We start from the raw sequence: 18272 nt of genomic DNA on the forward strand, positions 1-18272 counted from the left end.
CCATTGCAGCAGGACTACGACTATATCATCACCGGTGCAGGCTGCGCGGGCATGAGCCTGCTGATGCGGATGCTGTCCGATCCTTTTTTCGGGGATAAGAAGATACTGCTCATCGATCAATCGGAAAAAAAAGCAGACGATCATACCTGGTGTTTCTGGGAAAAGGAAGACGATGTTTTTGAAGCGGTGGTCTCTTCCCGGTGGGAGCAGGCCCGGTTTGTCTCAACCGGTTTTTCGGCAACACTCGATCTGTCGCCTTACTGCTATAAAATGATCCGCAGTGCCGATCTCTATCGGCTTGTTCAGCAGAAACAAAAATTGTTTCCCAACTCGGTATGGCTGCAGTCTGCCGTACGATCGGTGCAAACCCGGGGGGAAATAGCGGTTGTTGAAACGGAAGCCGGGCGTTTTACCGCTGCCTATGTTTTTAACAGCATTTTTTTTGAACCGCCCGTTATAGGCGGCAATACCTATTTTCTCTGGCAGCATTTTACCGGCTGGTTTATAGAAACCCCCGAGCCGTGTTTTGATAAAAAAACGGCCACGCTGATGGATTTTACCACCGATCAGTCTGCCGGCACCAGTTTTCTGTATGTGCTTCCGCTTTCTGCCCGGGCGGCGCTGGTTGAGTATACGGTATTTTCCGAGCAGTTGCTTCCGCCGCAGGCGTATGAAAAAGGACTGAAGCAATACATCAGCAACACACTGGGAATAACGGCTTATACGATCACGCATACGGAACAGGGAAAGATACCCATGACCAGCCACCGGTTTCCCGCCTGTAAGGGAAGAGTGGTCAATATAGGCACGGCGGGCGGCGATATTAAACCGAGTACGGGTTATGGGTTCAGCTCCATACAGCGGCGAACCAAAAATATCGTTGCCTCACTCAAAACAAAAGGGCACCCGTTTGTTGCAGGGGACAGCAAAAGATTCTTTTTTTACGACAGCGTGCTGCTGCATGTACTGCAGCGGAAATTATTGCCGGGCAATGCGGTGTTTACGGCTATTTTCCGGCATAACCCGCCGGAACGGGTTTTGTGTTTTCTTGATAACAGCTCTGTCATATGGCAGGATATACGGCTTATGCGCAGTGTTCCGCAGCGTATCTTCCTTTCCGCCGCCTGGCAGGTATTAACCCGCAAAACATGAAAAAGATACTTACGCTTACCACCAACCCCGCGCTCGATAAAAGTATTACAGTGCCTGAACTGGTTCCCGATAAAAAACTAAGGGCCTCGGAAGGAAAAACAGAACCGGGCGGTGGCGGCATCAATGTTTCGCGGGCATTGAAAAAACTGGGTATGGATAGCCTCGCCGTTTATTTTTCCGGCGGATATACCGGTAAACAGTTCGATTCACTGTTATCGGCCGAAGGCATTGCTGTCAAACCCTTTCCCATAGCGGCCGCAACCAGGGAAAATTTTATCGTTGTGGATACCTCCACCCGGCAGCAATACCGTTTTGGTATGGAAGGCCCCGACATAAAAGCCTCCGAATGGGCGCCCTGTCTGGACTGGATCGGCGGGCAAACCGGTATGGATTTTCTGGTGGCAAGCGGCAGTCTTGCGCCCGGTGTGCCGCCAGATAGCATGGGCAGGCTGGCGGCGATTGCCAGAAAAGCGAACGCAAAACTGGTGGTGGACACTTCCGGCGATGCGCTGGCGCATGCGGTGCAGGAAGGTGTGTTCCTGCTCAAACCCAACCTGGGCGAACTGGGCAAACTGATTGGCCGCGAAAAAATTGCCGCACACGAAGTCGCCGATGCAGCGCTTAGCGTTATACAAAAAGGCGGCTGCGAAATCATGGTGGTGTCTATGGGCGCTGACGGAGCGGCGTTGGTAACCGCCAGGGATCGTTTTACCGTACAGGCCCCGCAGGTGGAGAAAAAAAGTACGGTGGGTGCGGGCGACAGTATGGTGGCGGGAATACTGGCGGCCTTAACCAATGGCTGGCCTTTGCAGGATGTATTGCGCTATGGCGTTGCCTGCGGCGCCGCCGCTGCCATGAACGAGGGTACGGAACTTTGCAAAAAAACGGATGCCGACCGCTTATTTTCACAAATGAAGCGGGGATAAGGTTTCTTCTGTTATTTTTGCTGCCTTCCGGCCTCGTAGTACAATGGATAGTATATGAGTTTCCGAAGCTCCGGATCCAGGTTCGATTCCTGGCGAGGCCACAGATTTTTTGGAAAGGCGCCAATTTCACGGCGCCTTTCGCCTTTTAGCAGCCTTGTCTTCAGTGAAATTAAAAGTGTAAGGCAATGCAGGGAACCACCCATTTTTGCCAACTGATCGCAATTAATTGCTTTTACCTTAAACCCCAGTACATCAAAACCGGATTTACTGGATCAATGCAATCGGATTTCGCAGCCCATACTCGTTAGACCGGATTTTTCCAGACACCTCCGGTTACTGCGCACAACGCGTGGGGGAATTGTTGCCACTAATCAAATAAACGGGCAAAATGGTTCTCCAGGTGTTTACGCATACCGTTGCGGAACAGTTCGGGTGTGCCCGTTTCCAGGATATCAACCAGTTCCTTGTGCGAGACGAACATTTTCAGCATGGGCTGTCTTTTCAGTAAGCCGCTGTTGTGCACATAATCAAAAACCGGCAGCAGCATTTTCTGGAATTTTTTCATGGTCTTGTTGCCGGTGATCTCGTACAGTTTTCCGTGAAACGCGATCTCGTGTTCGATATTGAAAAGATGGTATTGCGTGGCTTCGGGCTCGTTGTTCACGATCTTCCTGAGTTCGGCAATATCGTTTTTGGTGATGCGGTGAAACAACAGATCGGCCATCCCTATCTCGAGTACCAGCCGGATCTCAAAGATCTCTTTCAGCGTTTCCTGGTCAAGGATATGTGGGTTCATACTCTTGCTCATCATACCGAACAGATCGGGATTGGTGATAACGGAACCTTTTTTCTTTTTTGATTCGATCAGTCCCATAATACGCAGCCTTGTCAGCGCTTCTCTGATCACAGTGCGGCTCACACCCAGGGTCTGGGCAAGTTCCATTTCCTTGGGTATTACATCGCCCACCCGCAGCTTTTTCTGCTGCAGCAATTCCACCAGACTGGCTTCTACTTTGTCTACCAGCGTACTGGTGTCGAGGGATTTCAGATCCGCTATTACCATTATGTCCTACTTAATTCTGAAATAAAATAACTGAGAAGGGTTTAGTATGCCAAATAAATTCTGTTATTTATTGATTATCAATTGTAAACATCTTTCGTAAAAGAATATTTCGCGGAATGGGAAAATTCATACTACATTTATTATGTCATACATAATACAAATTTAACTGCTCATGAAAACGACTTGCCTTAAAGTATGTATGTTGCTAACATGCTTTATCACCGCTGCGACTGTATTGGCGCAGACCCGGAGGATCTCGGGTAAAGTAGTATCCACAGAAGACAGCCAGCCAGTTGCGGGTGTCAATGTATTTCTCAAAGGAAAAACAGCCGGTACCCAAACCGGCGCCGAAGGTGCTTTCTCCATCGATGCATCTCCTTCGGACATTCTTGTATTCAGCTATGTAGGGTACCTGTCGCAGGAAATACCCGTTGCTGCCCAAACCAGCCTCCAGGTTTCCCTGAGACCTGATGCGGCCAAACTGGCGGATGTGGTGGTCATCGGCTACGGCACCCAAACCCGCCGTAACCTGACCGCCGCCGTATCAACCGTAAGTCCGCAGGCTTTTGAACACTCTCCCAGCAGCAATGTGGCTACCGCACTGCAGGGAACGGTGCCTGGTTTACGGGTACAGCAGTCCACCGGCCAGCCCGGAACCTCCCCCTCGATTGTTTTCAGGGGCGGCACCGATTTTGGCGGAAACGGAACGCCTTTGTTTGTGGTTGACGGCGTGATCGTTCCCACCCTGTTTGGTCTGGATATGAACGATATCGCCTCGATCGATCTCCTGAAAGATGCCGCCTCAACCGCCATCTATGGTGCAAGGGCTGCCAACGGCGTGGTACTCGTTTCCACGAAAAGAGGAAAAAAGGGTAGGTCGCAGGTAACCTATTCTGTGGGTCATACAACAAATTACATCCGCAGAAATGCTTCGGAATACCTGAGCGCTGCAGATTATATCCGGATGAACCGTATCGGTATCCGTTCGAGGTACCTGGGCGATTCACTTGACAACAATACCAACGCCATGAACACCGACAGAAGCCAGTTACTCGGTTCCTGGGGCTGGGCGTTAAACAGTGGCTGGACAGGCGCCGCAGGTTTGTATTCCACACAACTGGTTAGTGGTACCAACCGGAAATACCTGACCGATCCGGCCTGGAAACTGCTTATCGATGAAAATCCATTCGCGCCAGGGCAAAAAGACAGTATTCTATATCGCGAACTGGACGTGCGCACGCGTGAGAACCTGATCCTGCAACGCAATACCAGTACCGAACACAGCGTCGGTTTTTCCGGTGCCAACGAACAGGGAGATTTTGCACTCAGCCTGGGTACGGTCAACGACCAGGGTATGATCATCGGCTCTTCACTGAAACGCTGGAATGTGAATTTCAACGGAGGACTGAATGTGGGCAAAAAGCTCAGGCTCACCACCAATATCAGCGCTTACACGGTTAACCAGGCCCTGCCCTATACCGATCCAATGGGCGGCGGCGCAGGCGGACTGATGCAGCGGTTTATTGGTGTGGCACCCACGGTGCGGTATACAAACGACACCTCGGGTGTAATGCTGCCGGGGCCAAACGATATTACCCTGGGTAACCCGCTTTACTGGAGCACACTGTTCGTGAACACCACCAACCAGCAGCGCTTTATGGGCGGTGTTAACCTGGAATACAGCATCCTTCCTTCGCTGAAATTCCTGGTAAGCGGTTCTGGCTATTTCCTGTATACCACCAATAATTTCTTCACCAAGGCATTCCAGCAGGGAAACAACGGGGCCTTTAATAACAACAGGTCGGCTTCGTTTAACCAGACAAAAGACATACAGTTTACCACCAACGCCTTTCTGCAGTTCAACAAAAACTTCAACGGCCATAACCTGACCGTATTGGGTGGCGGTGAATTTTATGATTTCAAAAGATATGTCCTATCCGGTTTTGCACAGGGCGCGCCCACCGATCTTATTCCCTGGCTGAGCGCATCCACTTCGCCAAGTGTGATCAACGGAACCATTGTGAATCCTGCGGGCGCTTCCTCTAATTTTTCCGCATGGGAGCGACTGGCTTCACTGATAGGCAGGGTGAATTATCACTATAAAAACCGTTACCTGCTTACCGGTATCGTACGTTACGACGGATCAAGCAGGCTGAACTCGGCCAATTTTTACGGACTGTTCCCCGGTATCTCTGCGGGATGGAACCTTTCGAACGAAGACTTCTTCCTGAAATCATCGCTCTCGAGGTATATCAGTCTTGTGAAACCCCGTATCAGCTACGGTGTGAACGGAAATCTTTCTTCGCTGGGTTATTTCGCCACGGCGCAGATCTACAACAACGCAGGCGTTTATAACGGGCAGGGAGGTACTTACGCGGCTTCCTATATCAACCCCGATCTGCGCTGGGAGAGATCCAACACGCTCAATATGGGCGCAGACCTTGGTTTTTTACAGAACCGGATCAATGTTTCCTTTGATTATTTTATCCGGAATGTGTACGACAAAATTGCCAGCCTGGGTATCTCTGCACAAACCGGTTTCACAGGCTATACCACCAATCTTGCCCAGCTGCAGAACAGGGGTATCGAACTTGGCATCAATGCGCAGGTACTTGTGCCCAGAAAAGCGGACGGACTGAGTGTTACCGTCGGTGCTACGCTGTCGACCGCCAAAACCTATGCAGTTAAGTTGCCGTACAACGGTTTGCCGGGCAACAGGCAGGGTACTTTCCAGGTATGGGACCCGAAAAACCCGGGCCAGCTGTTACAGGTCAGCGGACTCATCGAAGGCCAGCGGTCCGGTCTTGACGAAGTGTGGGTACCAAGGTATGCAGGCATTTACACAGCACAGGCCGATCTTGCCAAAGACGCAGCCGTTTACAATTCTTTCCTTCCCTATACCAACAAGCGGATCAAACAGCTTGGCGATGCAAGATGGGAGCAGACATACAGGAACGATACCATCGATTCAAGACAGTTTGTTTATGTGGGCAGAACCACGCCGCAGGTGGTGGGCAGTTTTTACCTGAATACCGGCTGGAAGGGATGGCATCTTTATGCAGGCTTTGATTATGCGCTCGGTTTTGTGGTGCTCAACAACGAGATTGCGCGGGGACTGAACCAGGTGCAGGGTTCGCAGAACTCAACGATCGATGTGCTGAAAACATGGGCGCCGTCCAATCCCAATGGTACGCTGCCCAGGTATTACTGGGCCAACCAGGGCAGGAACTTTGCAACAGACGCATCTGGCAACAACGTGCCGGCCAATATGTGGGAAAAAGGCGACTACCTCTCGCTGCGCGAGCTGACGCTGAGTTACGACCTGAGCCAGAACCTGATAACCGGGGCACTGAAGAACAAGATCAAGTCTATACAGGTTTACCTGACCGGAAGCAACCTGACGTATTTCACACGTTACAGCGGCAACTTCCCCGAAGTGGGTGGTGTTGATAACGGCAAATATCCCCTGCCACGCCGCTTTACCATTGGCGCAAAACTGACACTGTAAACCTCTGACGCTAAAAACATGAACATGAAAACCAATCAATACATTTACCTGCTGCTGGGTGTACTTGTTAGCTTCCAGCTCGGCTCCTGTAAAAAAGACCTTGCGGAGGTAGCCCCGCAGGACGCCATCAGCAAAGAACAGGTGCTCTCAGACCCCAATGCCGCATTAACGCTGTACAACGGTCTTTATTCGCTTATGCGCTCCAACAATGCCACCCTGTTTCAACTGGGTGAAATGCGCTCCGAAATATGGACCGACGGACTGTTCACCGAGTCTGCCGATGCAGGTCTGCAGAACCTAAGCCGCCATAACATCAGCGCGCTGAATGTGCCGTTTGCCAACTGGGGCGGCTTTTATAATATGATCTACAACCTCAATAACCTGATCACCTTATTTCCTAAAACACAGCTGTCGCAGGCTAACAAAGACCGGATGATGGCCGAAGCTTATGGATTAAGGGCCTACCTCTACTACACCATGGTCAGAACCTGGGGCGATGTGCCGCTGACGACAACGCCGATTCAAACGATCAACAATACGGCCGAAACATACAAGGCAAGAACCCCCGCGGATTCTGTGATGATGCAGGTGAAAAAGGACATCGAATCCTCGTTGCAGCTGTTCGGTTCATCCAACACATTATCGACCGATAAACGTGTGTACTGGAACCGGGTGGCAACCCTGGTATTGAAAGGAGATGTGTATATATGGTCGGGCACGCATATGAACGGCGGCGCCACGGATTTCACCACGGCCATGAATGTGCTCCAGGAAGTGCAGACGCTGCAGGGCAGTTCTTTACAGCTCAATGCGAACTACACCGATATTTTCGACCCCGCAAAAAAAGCAAATAACCGGGAGCTGATCTTCGCCATCAATTATGAGATAGGTCAGTCAACCATGGGTGCGTTTTCCAGTTTCCAGGTAAATGCCATACAGGCCGCTACGCTGTCGCTGGCACAGGCGCCCACGCCCCTGGTATCTGCCACTTACCCGTACGTAAACGGCGCCAACAGGGTGGGTATGAATGCGGCCATGATCACAAAGCTTACCGGTGGCGCCGCAGACCAGCGCATCAGCAACAGCTTTAAGGTACTGTACTCCAATTCATCCCCATACGCCGTGCGCGGGGTATTGCTTTCAAAATGGCTGGGCTCAACATCGGGCACCTCGCAGGTATATAACAACGATTACCCCGTTTACCGTTATGCAGATGTGCTGCTTTTACTGGCAGAGGCAAAAGCAAAACTGGGCGCGGATCCGTCAACTGAGATAAATTTGATCAGGCAAAGGGCATACGGCGCCGGCTTTACGCCTTATGTAAGCGGCTCCCTGTCTGCCAATATGGACGCGATACTGGACGAGTACCAGCGCGAATTCATTGGAGAAGGCAGGTACTGGTGGGCAATGAGAAGGGCGGGAGACAGTTATGTATATGCGCGTGTAAACCCCGCGTATCTGTCTGCTTCCACAACCGCTAAACTTTTACTGCCGATATCTGTTTCCATGCTGAACAACGATCCGTTGCTTCAGCAGACTAAAGGATATTAAGCAGATGGTTTATATATACAGCAAGCCGGGAATAGTCTTGTTCCCGGATATTTCAATCATTCAATGAAAAGCAGAGTTAGTTTATGGACATACAGCATTTATCGGGATTGATCGCCGCTCCTTTTACGCCGATGAAGCGAAACGGGTTGCTGAACCTGTCGGTTATTCCCGGTTACTACAGGATGTTAAAGGCCAACGGCGTGAATGGCGCCTTTATCTGCGGCTCCACGGGCGAAGGCGTTTCTATGACCACGGCAGAAAAAATGCTGGTGGCGGAGGAATGGGCGGCCTGCGCAAAAGGCGACAGCGATTTCAGGATCATGACCCTTGTAGGCGGCACCTCCCTCTCCGACTGCAGGGAACTTGCCAAACATGCCGCGTCTACAGGATTGTATGCGGTATCCTTTACCTCTCCGTTCTATTTTAAACCCGCCACGGTTCAGCAACTTGCCGAATGCTGCAGGACGGTTGCTGAAGTCGTTCCGGATATGCCTTTTTATTATTACCATATTCCTGTACTGACCGGTGTGGATTTCCCGATGATCGATCTGCTGAAAGCGGTGGATGGGCATATTCCCAATTTCGCCGGTATCAAATACACACACGAAGACTTCATGGATTTTCTCTCCTGTCTGCACTTTGCAGACGGCAGGTACGATATGTTATGGGGCAGGGATGAAAATATGCTTTCTGCACTTGCCGTAGGCGCCCAGGCCGCGGTGGGCAGTACCTTTAATTATGCCGCACCACTTTACTATGCCATTATAGACGCTTTTCAGAAAGGCAATCTTTCCGAAGCCCGCCGGCTGCAGCAGCAGTCTGTGGACATGATTTCCCTGCTGGGTAAATACGGTGGCATCGCCACGGGAAAGGCCTATATGAAATTGCTTGGACTGGACTGCGGCGAATTCCGGCTGCCGGTAAAAAATATGAACGAAGAGCAGTTCCGTCTTTTTAAGGCGGATACCGACCAACTTGGTTTCGGGAGTTTTTCTTCCAGGCTGCCGGATCTGTCAACCGCTGTTAACGCCTGATGCCTATGATCAGATTATTCAAGACCGGTTTGTTTGCCGCTTCTCTTTTTGCCATGGACCATGTTATCGCCCAAAAAGGAAAACCGGAGCTGAGCTGGCGGGAAGCCGGAAGCCTGCCCATGTCGGACGGACTGCGCGGAGACCTCGCAGGCGCCGTTATTGGCATACACGACAACAAACTGATCGTGGCGGGCGGCACCAATTTTCCCGACAGCATGCCATGGGCGGGCGGAAAGAAAAAATATTATACCACCGGTTTTGTACTGACAAAAAACGCAGCCGCCCAGTTCGAAACGGAGCAACAGTTTTCCTTACCCTATCCTTTGGGTTACTCAGCCAATTGCTCGGTTCCCGGTGGGATAGTGGTGGCAGGCGGAGAAAACGACGCCGGTATCAGTAAACAGGTTTTTCTGCTTCAGTGGAATGCCGGTGAGCGCAGGCCCGTCATCACCGGTCTGCCCGATCTGCCGCTGCCGCTCACCAATGCGGCCATAACGGCAAGCCGGGGTAAAGTATATATTCTGGGAGGAGAAACGGTTAACGCCGTATCCGACTTAATGCTGGTGCTGGACCTGAAGCATACCGAAAAAGGATGGAAACGACTTCCGTCTTTACCATACCCTGTTTCGCATGCAGTGGCTGTGGTACAGCAGAACGGCAGACACGAGTGTCTTTACCTGGTGGGTGGAAGAAAGAAAAATACCGGAAGCACAAGTAAACTATATACCTCTCTCTGGCAGTTCAGCCTGGAGAAACAGCAGTGGCATCAAAAAGCATCATTGCCGCTGGCGCTTGCCGCGGGAACCGGCGCATCTGTGGGCAAAACAGGTATTTTGTTATTCGGTGGAGACGATGGAACAACATTCCATGCCGTGGAACAGCTGATAGCTTCCATTGCTGCCGAAAAAGACCCGCGCAGGCAGCAGGCGCTCATTACGCGCAAGGCAAGATTACAATCAACGCATCCGGGGTTTAACAGACAGGTGTTGCTGTACCGTACCGCAGCAGACAGCTGGGAAACGGCGGGACAAATTCCCTGCGAAGCACCGGTAACAACAACCGCGGTGACATGGGATCATGAAATCATCATTCCCGGCGGAGAAACCAGGGCGGGTATCAGAACGCCCCGTATTCTTGCAGCCAGGATAACCGACCCGAAATGAGTACAGCAACCGATATCGGATTACAGGCGGCGCCCGGAAAGAAAATGCCGGCGCCGTTCTATGCATGGGCGGTAGTGGCCCTGCTATGGGGTGTTGCCTTGCTGAATTATATGGACAGGCAAATGCTTTCCACCATGCGGCCTTCGATGCAGACCGATATCAGCGAACTGCAGTCGGCTGCGAATTTCGGCTACCTGATGGGTATTTTTTTATGGGTCTATGGATTGATGAGCCCCATATCCGGTATTGTGGCCGACAGGTTCAACCGAAAAACACTCATCGTCTGCAGTTTGTTTGTATGGAGCGGCGTAACCTTTGCGATGGGCTATGCCACCACATTCGACCAGCTGTACTGGCTGCGGGCGCTGATGGGCATCAGCGAAGCGCTGTACCTGCCGGCGGGCTTATCGCTTATTGCGGATTACCATACGGGAAAAACCAGATCGCTGGCCATTGGCATTCATATGACGGGTTTGTATACCGGGCAGGCTATCGGCGGGTTTGGCGCTACCATTGCGGAAAACATTTCCTGGCATGCAGCTTTCCAGTGGTTTGGTATGATCGGTATCGGCTATGCACTTGTACTGCTGTTATTCTTAAAGGAAAAAAAATCAACCAATCATACTGCCGGTGCCACAGGTCCTAAACCGGCCGCCTCTTTAAAAGGATTGAGGTTGCTGCTCACCAATACTTCTTTCTGGATCATCCTGTTCTATTTCGCCATTTCATCGCTGCCGGGATGGGGTGTCAAGAACTGGCTCCCCACTTTGTTTGCAGAAAATCTCTCTATCGATATGTCGAAGGCAGGTCCCCTTTCCACGATCACCATTGCGGTATCATCCTTCCTGGGTGTGGTCTTCGGGGGAATCCTGTCAGACCGCTGGGTGCAGAAACAATACAGGGGAAGGGTGTATACCAGCGCCATCGGTCTCGGTTTAACCATTCCCGCTTTGCTGCTGATCGGTTTCGGTCATTCCATCTGGGGTGTTGTTGCCGCGGGCTTCTGTTTTGGTTTTGGGTATGGTATGTTTGATGCAAACAATATGCCCATACTCTGCCAGTTCGTGGCGCCGCATAACCGTGCCAAAGCGTATGGCCTGCTGAATATGACAGGCGTTTTTGCGGGTGCATTTATTACCGACTGGCTGGGCAGATCAACAGATGCCGGCGAACTGGGCAAAAGCTTTTCCATTTTCTCGGTGGTGGTATTGCTGGCACTGATCCTGCAACTGGGTTTTCTGCGTCCCCGTACAAACGATTTTCAGGAATCCTCAAATCCGCTCAAATGAAAAATACAGGTCTCTTCCTGCTTTGTATTGCTTGTTTTTTTTGCGCCGCCGCACAGCAGGCCGTGCCTGTGTTTGTTTCCGGTACGGAAGGGCATAAAAGCTACCGCATACCCGCCATACTGCAGCTTCCGGGAAAAGACCTGATTGCCTTCTGTGAAGGCAGGGTAAATGGCGCCGGCGATTTTGGCGATATCAATATCGTTATGAAAAGAAGCGCTGATGGGGGAAAGACTTGGAGTTCCCTGCAAACCATTGTGGATGCCGATTCGCTGCAGGCAGGCAATCCCGCACCTGTCATCGATCTCACCGACCCGGTTTATCCGCAGGGCAGGATATTTCTTTTTTACAATACCGGTAACAACCACGAAGGCGAAGTAAGAAAAGGAAAAGGATTACGCGAGGTATGGTATAAAACCTCTGTCGATAACGGGCAGAGCTGGTCGCCGGCGGTAAACATAACCGTGCAGGTTCACCGGCCCAGGCAACCCGCGGTGAACAGGGCCTACGATTTTGCAGAAGACTGGAGAAGCTATGCCAACACACCGGGCCATGCCATGCAGTTCCGCCAGGGCAGGTACAGGGGCAGGATATTTGTAGCGGCCAATCACTCTGCCGGTGATCCGCAGAAACAGTTTATGGATTACCGGGCATTCGGTTTTTATACAGACGATCACGGCAGCTCATTTCATGTCGGTAAAGAACTCAGTGTTGCCGGAAGCAATGAATCGATGGCGGCCGAACTTGGTAACAGCAGGCTTATGATGAACAGCCGCAACCAGCGGGGCGATATACGGGCCCGGATCGTTTCTGTCAGCAGCGATGGCGGCGCCACCTGGGACAGCACTTTTTTCGATCATAACCTGCCCGACCCCGTAAACCAGGGAAGCTTATTGAACATCGGCGTGCGCAAAGGAAAAAATATCCTCGCCTTCTGTAATGCCGCGGATGAAAAACGAAGAGATAACCTCACGCTGCGGATCAGTTTTGATGAGGGAAGAACCTGGGCGCGTACGATACCCATAGACAAAAGCGCCGGTAACACAGGCGATTTTACCGCCTATTCAGACCTGGCAAAGATCTCCGGCAGAAAACTGGGCGTATTGTACGAACGCAACGGATACAGGGAGATCGTATTCAGAACAGTAAAATGGAAGTAGCTGTATGCAGTATACAAAAGAACGGCTGGAAAAGCTGCGTGATTTTTACCAGGACCAGTTATTGAACGATACGGTGCCATTTTGGTTTCCGCGTTCGTTTGATAAAACCCATGGGGGTTTTTTACTGATGCGTGATGCGGATGGCACACTGTTAGACGACGACAAAGCGGTATGGATACAGGGAAGGGCAACCTGGCTGTTGTCCACACTCTATAACACGATGGGCCCACGGCAGGAATGGCTGGATGGCGCGGGACTTGGTTACCGGTTTCTCAACGAGCATTGCTTTGACACCGATGGGCAGATGTTCTTTCATGTTACCCGCGATGGCCGGCCGATCCGGAAAAGAAGGTATTTTTTCTCCGAAACATTTTATGTGATAGCCGCCGCCGCCTACGCAAAAGCCAGCGGCGATCAGGATGCCGCCAACAGGGCGAGAAAGGTATTTGGTGATTGCATCGCTTATGCAAGCGGTGAAAAGCAACTTCCCACCAAATTCACGGGCACACGTCCGGCAAAAGGCATCGGCGTGCCTATGATCATGATCAATACGGCCCAGCAATTGCGCGAAACCATCGGCGACGAACGCTGTACCGAATGGATCAGCAGGTGGATCGCGGAGATTGAGCGTGATTTTGTCAAAGACGATCTCAAATGCGTTATGGAACAGGTGGCGCCCGATGGCGGCATCATCGATCATATAGATGGAAGAACGCTGAACCCGGGTCATGCAATGGAAGGCGCCTGGTTTATTTTACACGAAGCACGTTACCGTAACAACGACCCGCATCTGATAGCACTTGGCTGCAGGATGCTGGACTATATGTGGGACAGAGGATGGGACAGCGAGCAGGGAGGTATCCTGTATTTCCGCGATCTGTATAACAAACCCGTGCAGGAATACTGGCAGGATATGAAATTCTGGTGGCCGCATAATGAAGTCATCATCGCCACACTGCTTGCGTACCTGATGACAGGCAACGAAAAATACGCCACATGGCACAGGCATGTGCACGACTACGCCTACAAACATTTTCACGATAAATTACACGGCGAATGGTTCGGTTACCTGCACAGGGACGGCACCATAGCCCAGACCGCAAAGGGGAATCTGTTCAAAGGGCCGTTTCATCTGCCAAGACAGGAATGGTATTGCACACAGATACTGAACGCGTATATCTGATATCTAACTGCTGTTGATCATGTCAGTAAAAACAACACAACCGGCTATGCGCAGGACAATGGTAAAAACAGCAACCTGTCTTCCTTCTTTCAGAATCAGCAGCTGGCTGCTTTTCGCACTCCTGTTGCCATTTGTTTGCCCGGCCCAGCTTCGGCTGGCCTCCGTATTTTCAGACAATATGGTTTTGCAGCGCGATAAGCCGGTCTGCATCTGGGGCACCGGCATACCCGGAAGCAACATCAGGGTCCGGTTTGCCGGGGAAGAATTAAACACGGTTGTTGCGGCTGATTCTGCCTGGCGGGTATATGGCAAAAAACGAAAACCCGGCAACAGGTCTTATACGTTATCCGTCAGTTCTGGCAAGGAAGTGCTGGTGCTTGAGAATATTCTGATAGGCGATGTCTGGATCGTATCGGGCCAGTCGAATATGGAATGGCCCATGGTCAGGGAAATGCACTGGAAAGCGGAAGCGGGTAAAATCGCCAGCCCTCTCATCCGGTTCAATAATCCGCCGCCCGCTGGCAGGTATGTGTATGGAACCGTATACACGGATTCTTTGCGGAGACGATTAACCCCAGACAGTTTTTATTTGTGGAACCGATGGCAGGTATGCGACAGCAGCACCGCGAGAAACATGAGCGCCGTAGCGTATTATTTTGCCAGGACGATTGTTGACGCAAAGAATATTCCCATCGGTGTTATCAATCTGTCTATCGGCGGCGCGCCGATAGAGACTTTTATCAGGGCCGGGACGCTCCGGGACGATGCGCGGTTCAACGCAAAGGTTTCGGGGAACTGGCTGGAGAATACCGCGCTGCCGCAATGGATCAGGCAGAGGGGAAAAGAAAATATCGGCGTTTTCACAGATACCTCCGGTGATCTTACAGGGCCTGGTCATGCGTATAAACCCGGTTTTGCGTACGAAGGTGGCATACAACCGCTGCGACTGTTTCCCATTAAAGGACTGATCTGGTACCAGGGCGAAAGCAATTCGCTCGAGGCGGAGCGTGCCGGGGAATATCCCGACCTGATGCGTTTGCTGATCTCCGATTACCGAAAAGAATGGAAAGACCCCCGCATGCCTGTTTACTGGGTGCAGCTGTCCTCGATCGATACACCGTATTACCAGTCGCAGTTCTGGCCCTTGTTCAGGGATGGGCAAAGAAAACTGCTGATGGAAACGACTAACACGGGTATGGCGGTAAGCAGCGACATAGGCCTGGCCAGCAACGTACACCCCACCAATAAGAAAGCGGTGGGCGAGAGACTTGCCCGGTGGGCGCTGAAACAGGAATACGGATTACCGCTGGTGCCTTCGGGCCCCTTACCGGTAAATGCGGTGTACCGGAACGGCGGGGTTGTACTGACATTTCAATATGCAGAAAAACTGCGGGCATCCGATGGAACTGCGCTGCATGGATTTTCGCTGGATGGCAAAAAAGAAGCGGAAGCTTTTATACGCGGGAATACCGTTGTTATTCCCTGCGCAGAAAAACCGGTTCAGGTGTATTACGGATGGAAGCCTTTTTCAGACGGCAACCTGGTCAACGGCGAAAACCTGCCGGCTTCCACCTTCCTGCTTCAGGTGAAATAAATAAAATGGGCGGACCAACATCCGTCTCAACAAAATACAAACCGTATATGCAGAAAGCGATCACGGGCATAACCGTATTTGTTTGGTTTTTTGTGACAGGCCATCTCATGGCCCAGGCCGTACCCCCTTTTGGAACCTATTACCAGCAGCGGGCAACGCATTTTGCCACGCTTCCGCAAACGGCGGACGATATCATCTTCCTTGGTAACAGCCTCACCGATGGCGCCGAATGGTCGGAACTGTTCGGCGACCTGCGCATAAAGAACAGAGGTATCAGCGGTGATCTGTCGGCCGGCGTGCTGAACCGTATCGACGAAATCATTACACGCAAACCCGCCAAAATATTTTTGCTGATCGGAACAAACGACCTGGCGGGTAAGGTTTCACCCGACACGGTGTTGCAGCGTATTCTCCGCATGGCGGATCTGTTGAAGACGGCCACACCCGGCACGCACCTGTTTGTGCAGGGTATTCTGCCGGTGAACGCAGCGTTCAAAAAATTTCCTTCACATACAGGCAATGGCGCATTGATACGTGCGCTCAATGCAGCATTGCAAACAGCGGCGGCAGCGCATCGGTATACATTTATTGATATATACAGGCGGTTTGCCGATGCCGCGGGCGATCTTGATGCGGCATATACCAACGACGGGCTTCACCTGACCGGCAAGGGGTATATGTTCTGGAAGCATTGCATTTATCCATACGTATACGACCTGGAGCCAAGGGCCGCATTGCTTCCGCTTCCGGTGCAACTGAGATGGGAAGAAGGTTTTTTTCCCGTATATGCATGCAGCACAATCTATGTTACAGACAGCTCGCTGCTAAAAGAAGCGTGGCACCTGCAGAAGCGGCTGCGGGAAAAAGGAATGGCAATGGCAGTGAAAAACAGCAGGCCTTCGGGAGAGCCGTATATAGAACTGGCTATACCGGCAGGCGCCGGTTACAAATCAACCGACGAAAACTACCGGCTGTCAGTGAAAACGGAAGCTGTGGTGCTGACCGCAAACAGCGCCCATGGCATATTTAACGGTCTGCAAACGCTTTTACAGCTGGCCCGTAGCGGCGCAATGATCGATGCATGTGATATCACCGACCGGCCAGCATTTGCCTGGCGGGGCTATATGGTGGATGTGGGAAGAAATTATATGTCGCTCGATCTGTTAAAACAGCAGATCGATATCATGAGCCGTTACAAGCTGAACGTATTTCATTTTCATTTTACAGAAGACATTGCCTGGCGGCTTGCATCGGAAAGCTATCCCCGGTTAACCGAACCGGAAAATATGCTGCGCGATAAAGGGCTTTACTATACAAAAGCCGATATGAAGGAACTGATCGCTTACTGCGCCGAGCGGCATATCACACTGCTGCCCGAAATAGATATGCCGGGGCACAGCGCGGCATTCCGGCGGGCAACGGGATGGGATATGCAATCGGATTCCGGTATGGTGATCGTCAAACGCATACTCGAAGAGTTTATGACCGACTTCGACCTGCCTTACCTGCATATCGGTGCAGACGAAGTGAAGATCACGAATAAGGATTTTATCCCGGCGATCACTGAATTTATCCGCAGCCATGGCAAGCAGGTGGTAGGCTGGCAGCCCGGAGGCAATTTCTTACCCGGCACAATACTTCAGTTGTGGAAGGAAGACGGTAAAACGGCAAAGGAATCTTTTTCTTTTCCTGTGCTCGATTCCAGGCATCTTTACCTGAACCATTTTGACCCGCTGGAAAGCGTGGTCACTATCTTCAACCGCAGGATAGCCAACAAGGCATACGGCGATTCAATGACGCTGGGCGGTATTATTTGCCTGTGGAACGACCGTGCAGTGGGTAAGGAAGAGGACCTGCTGACGATGAACCCGGTATATCCATCGATGCTCGCTTTTGCGGAGAGAACCTGGTTGGGCGGGGGACAGGAAAAATGGATTGCCAATCTGAGCGATGGCGATACGACCGCTTTCGCCCACTTTGAGAAAAGAATGCTCGATCACAGGCAGACCGTTTTTGCAGGATATCCCTTTCCTTACACACGGCAGTCACAGCTATCCTGGCAGCTCTATGGTCCGTATCCAAACGATGGCGGTAAGAACAAACAATTTCGGCCGGAATATACACACCCGCCATACCGGAAGGAATGGTATGCAAATGTTACGGGCGGAACCGTTGTACTCAGGCACTGGTGGTACCCGTTGATCAGTGGTGCAATCAGCCAGCCACGGGAAAATGAAACCTTTTATGCAGTTACCGGTATTCAGAGCGATGAGGATGGTGAACGGGATTTCTGGATCGGGTTTAACAATCTTTCGCGGTCAATGGCCACTGATTCTCCGCCCAAAGACGCATGGGATGATCGGGGAAGCCGTATCTGGGTAAATGGAGAGGAGATCAAGCCGCCGGTATGGAAACATGCCGGTAAAAAAGGCAACCTGGAAATGCCGTTGACCGATGAAGGGTATGAATACCGTAGCCCGGTAAAAATCCGGCTGGTGAAAGGAATGAACGAGGTGAAGATCAAACTGCCGGTAACCTCTTTCCGGAGCCGCGGCTGGGAGAACCCGGTGAAATGGATGTTTACGTTTGCGCCTGTTGGCGATTGATCATAACCGTTGGTCCTGACCGCGGGTTGCTCGCTTTGTTTTTGAA

General features: G+C 51.5%; 12 protein-coding genes and 1 tRNA gene. 12 read left to right on the forward strand and 1 reads right to left on the reverse strand.

Going from position 1 to position 18272, the window contains the following annotated elements; all coding sequences use genetic code 11:
* The first annotated feature begins 3 nt into the window (after positions 1–3).
* The 3 genes from GWC94_RS01970 to GWC94_RS01980 all read left to right on the forward strand — a co-directional run bounded on the left by GWC94_RS01970 (position 4) and on the right by GWC94_RS01980 (position 2179).
* Complete coding sequence (locus GWC94_RS01970; protein WP_161833316.1) at positions 4–1152, forward strand: lycopene cyclase family protein; 1149 nt, start codon at positions 4–6, stop codon at positions 1150–1152.
* A complete protein-coding gene (locus GWC94_RS01975; RefSeq protein WP_161833317.1) occupies positions 1149–2078 on the forward strand; it encodes a 1-phosphofructokinase family hexose kinase in 930 nt (309 codons plus the stop codon). Before GWC94_RS01970 ends, GWC94_RS01975 begins: the two co-directional genes overlap by 4 nt.
* Positions 2079–2107: 29 nt before the next feature.
* Positions 2108–2179 (forward strand) — tRNA-Arg (locus tag GWC94_RS01980).
* Between the two features lie 266 nt (positions 2180–2445).
* On the opposite strand, the gene GWC94_RS01985 is transcribed toward GWC94_RS01980, so the two are convergent.
* Positions 2446–3141, reverse strand: coding sequence for a FadR/GntR family transcriptional regulator (locus GWC94_RS01985; protein WP_161833318.1), 696 nt, complete (start codon positions 3139–3141; stop codon positions 2446–2448).
* Between the two features lie 172 nt (positions 3142–3313).
* On the opposite strand from GWC94_RS01985, the gene GWC94_RS01990 reads away from it, so the two are divergent.
* The 9 genes from GWC94_RS01990 (at position 3314) to GWC94_RS02030 (ending at position 18226) form a co-directional block, all read left to right on the forward strand.
* Complete coding sequence (locus tag GWC94_RS01990) at positions 3314–6649, forward strand: SusC/RagA family TonB-linked outer membrane protein (protein WP_161833319.1); 3336 nt, start codon at positions 3314–3316, stop codon at positions 6647–6649.
* 24 nt (positions 6650–6673) lie between these two features.
* Positions 6674–8200 (forward strand): RagB/SusD family nutrient uptake outer membrane protein, encoded by a 1527-nt coding sequence (locus tag GWC94_RS01995; RefSeq protein WP_161833320.1) that lies wholly within the window; start codon positions 6674–6676, stop codon positions 8198–8200.
* Positions 8201–8283: 83 nt separating this feature from the next.
* Positions 8284–9234 (forward strand): dihydrodipicolinate synthase family protein, encoded by a 951-nt coding sequence (locus GWC94_RS02000; RefSeq protein ID WP_161833321.1) that lies wholly within the window; start codon positions 8284–8286, stop codon positions 9232–9234.
* A gap of 5 nt (positions 9235–9239) precedes the next feature.
* A complete protein-coding gene (locus GWC94_RS02005; protein WP_161833322.1) occupies positions 9240–10397 on the forward strand; it encodes a hypothetical protein in 1158 nt (385 codons plus the stop codon).
* Positions 10394–11686 carry an MFS transporter gene (locus GWC94_RS02010; RefSeq protein ID WP_235918425.1) on the forward strand — a complete coding sequence of 431 codons (1293 nt, stop codon included), beginning with the start codon at positions 10394–10396 and terminating at the stop codon, positions 11684–11686. Before GWC94_RS02005 ends, GWC94_RS02010 begins: the two co-directional genes overlap by 4 nt.
* Complete coding sequence (locus tag GWC94_RS02015) at positions 11683–12843, forward strand: sialidase family protein (RefSeq protein ID WP_161833323.1); 1161 nt, start codon at positions 11683–11685, stop codon at positions 12841–12843. The genes GWC94_RS02010 and GWC94_RS02015 overlap by 4 nt, the downstream gene beginning before the upstream one ends.
* A gap of 4 nt (positions 12844–12847) precedes the next feature.
* Positions 12848–14026 (forward strand): AGE family epimerase/isomerase, encoded by a 1179-nt coding sequence (locus GWC94_RS02020; RefSeq protein WP_161833324.1) that lies wholly within the window; start codon positions 12848–12850, stop codon positions 14024–14026.
* A gap of 46 nt (positions 14027–14072) precedes the next feature.
* Complete coding sequence (locus GWC94_RS02025; RefSeq protein WP_202628605.1) at positions 14073–15620, forward strand: sialate O-acetylesterase; 1548 nt, start codon at positions 14073–14075, stop codon at positions 15618–15620.
* A gap of 47 nt (positions 15621–15667) precedes the next feature.
* Positions 15668–18226: a family 20 glycosylhydrolase gene (locus GWC94_RS02030; RefSeq protein WP_161833325.1), complete on the forward strand. Its 2559-nt coding sequence runs from the start codon at positions 15668–15670 to the stop codon at positions 18224–18226.
* Positions 18227–18272 lie beyond the last annotated feature (46 nt).

Origin of the sequence: Sediminibacterium soli (assembly GCF_009939225.1) — a bacterium.
GTDB classification, from domain to species: domain Bacteria; phylum Bacteroidota; class Bacteroidia; order Chitinophagales; family Chitinophagaceae; genus Sediminibacterium; species Sediminibacterium soli.

Excerpts from the sequence above, each read along its gene's own strand:
- GWC94_RS01995 (WP_161833320.1), top strand. The coding sequence starts at position 6,674 with ATGAAAACCAATCAATACATTTACCTGCTGCTGGGTGTACTTGTTAGC.
- GWC94_RS01990 (WP_161833319.1), top strand. The coding sequence starts at position 3,314 with ATGAAAACGACTTGCCTTAAAGTATGTATGTTGCTAACATGCTTTATC.
- GWC94_RS01975 (WP_161833317.1), top strand. The coding sequence starts at position 1,149 with ATGAAAAAGATACTTACGCTTACCACCAACCCCGCGCTCGATAAAAGT.
- GWC94_RS01985 (WP_161833318.1), bottom strand. The coding sequence starts at position 3,141 with ATGGTAATAGCGGATCTGAAATCCCTCGACACCAGTACGCTGGTAGAC.
- GWC94_RS02020 (WP_161833324.1), top strand. The coding sequence starts at position 12,848 with ATGCAGTATACAAAAGAACGGCTGGAAAAGCTGCGTGATTTTTACCAG.
- GWC94_RS02025 (WP_202628605.1), top strand. The coding sequence starts at position 14,073 with ATGCGCAGGACAATGGTAAAAACAGCAACCTGTCTTCCTTCTTTCAGA.
- GWC94_RS02015 (WP_161833323.1), top strand. The coding sequence starts at position 11,683 with ATGAAAAATACAGGTCTCTTCCTGCTTTGTATTGCTTGTTTTTTTTGC.
- GWC94_RS02010 (WP_235918425.1), top strand. The coding sequence starts at position 10,394 with ATGAGTACAGCAACCGATATCGGATTACAGGCGGCGCCCGGAAAGAAA.
- GWC94_RS02000 (WP_161833321.1), top strand. The coding sequence starts at position 8,284 with ATGGACATACAGCATTTATCGGGATTGATCGCCGCTCCTTTTACGCCG.
- GWC94_RS02005 (WP_161833322.1), top strand. The coding sequence starts at position 9,240 with ATGATCAGATTATTCAAGACCGGTTTGTTTGCCGCTTCTCTTTTTGCC.
- GWC94_RS02030 (WP_161833325.1), top strand. The coding sequence starts at position 15,668 with ATGCAGAAAGCGATCACGGGCATAACCGTATTTGTTTGGTTTTTTGTG.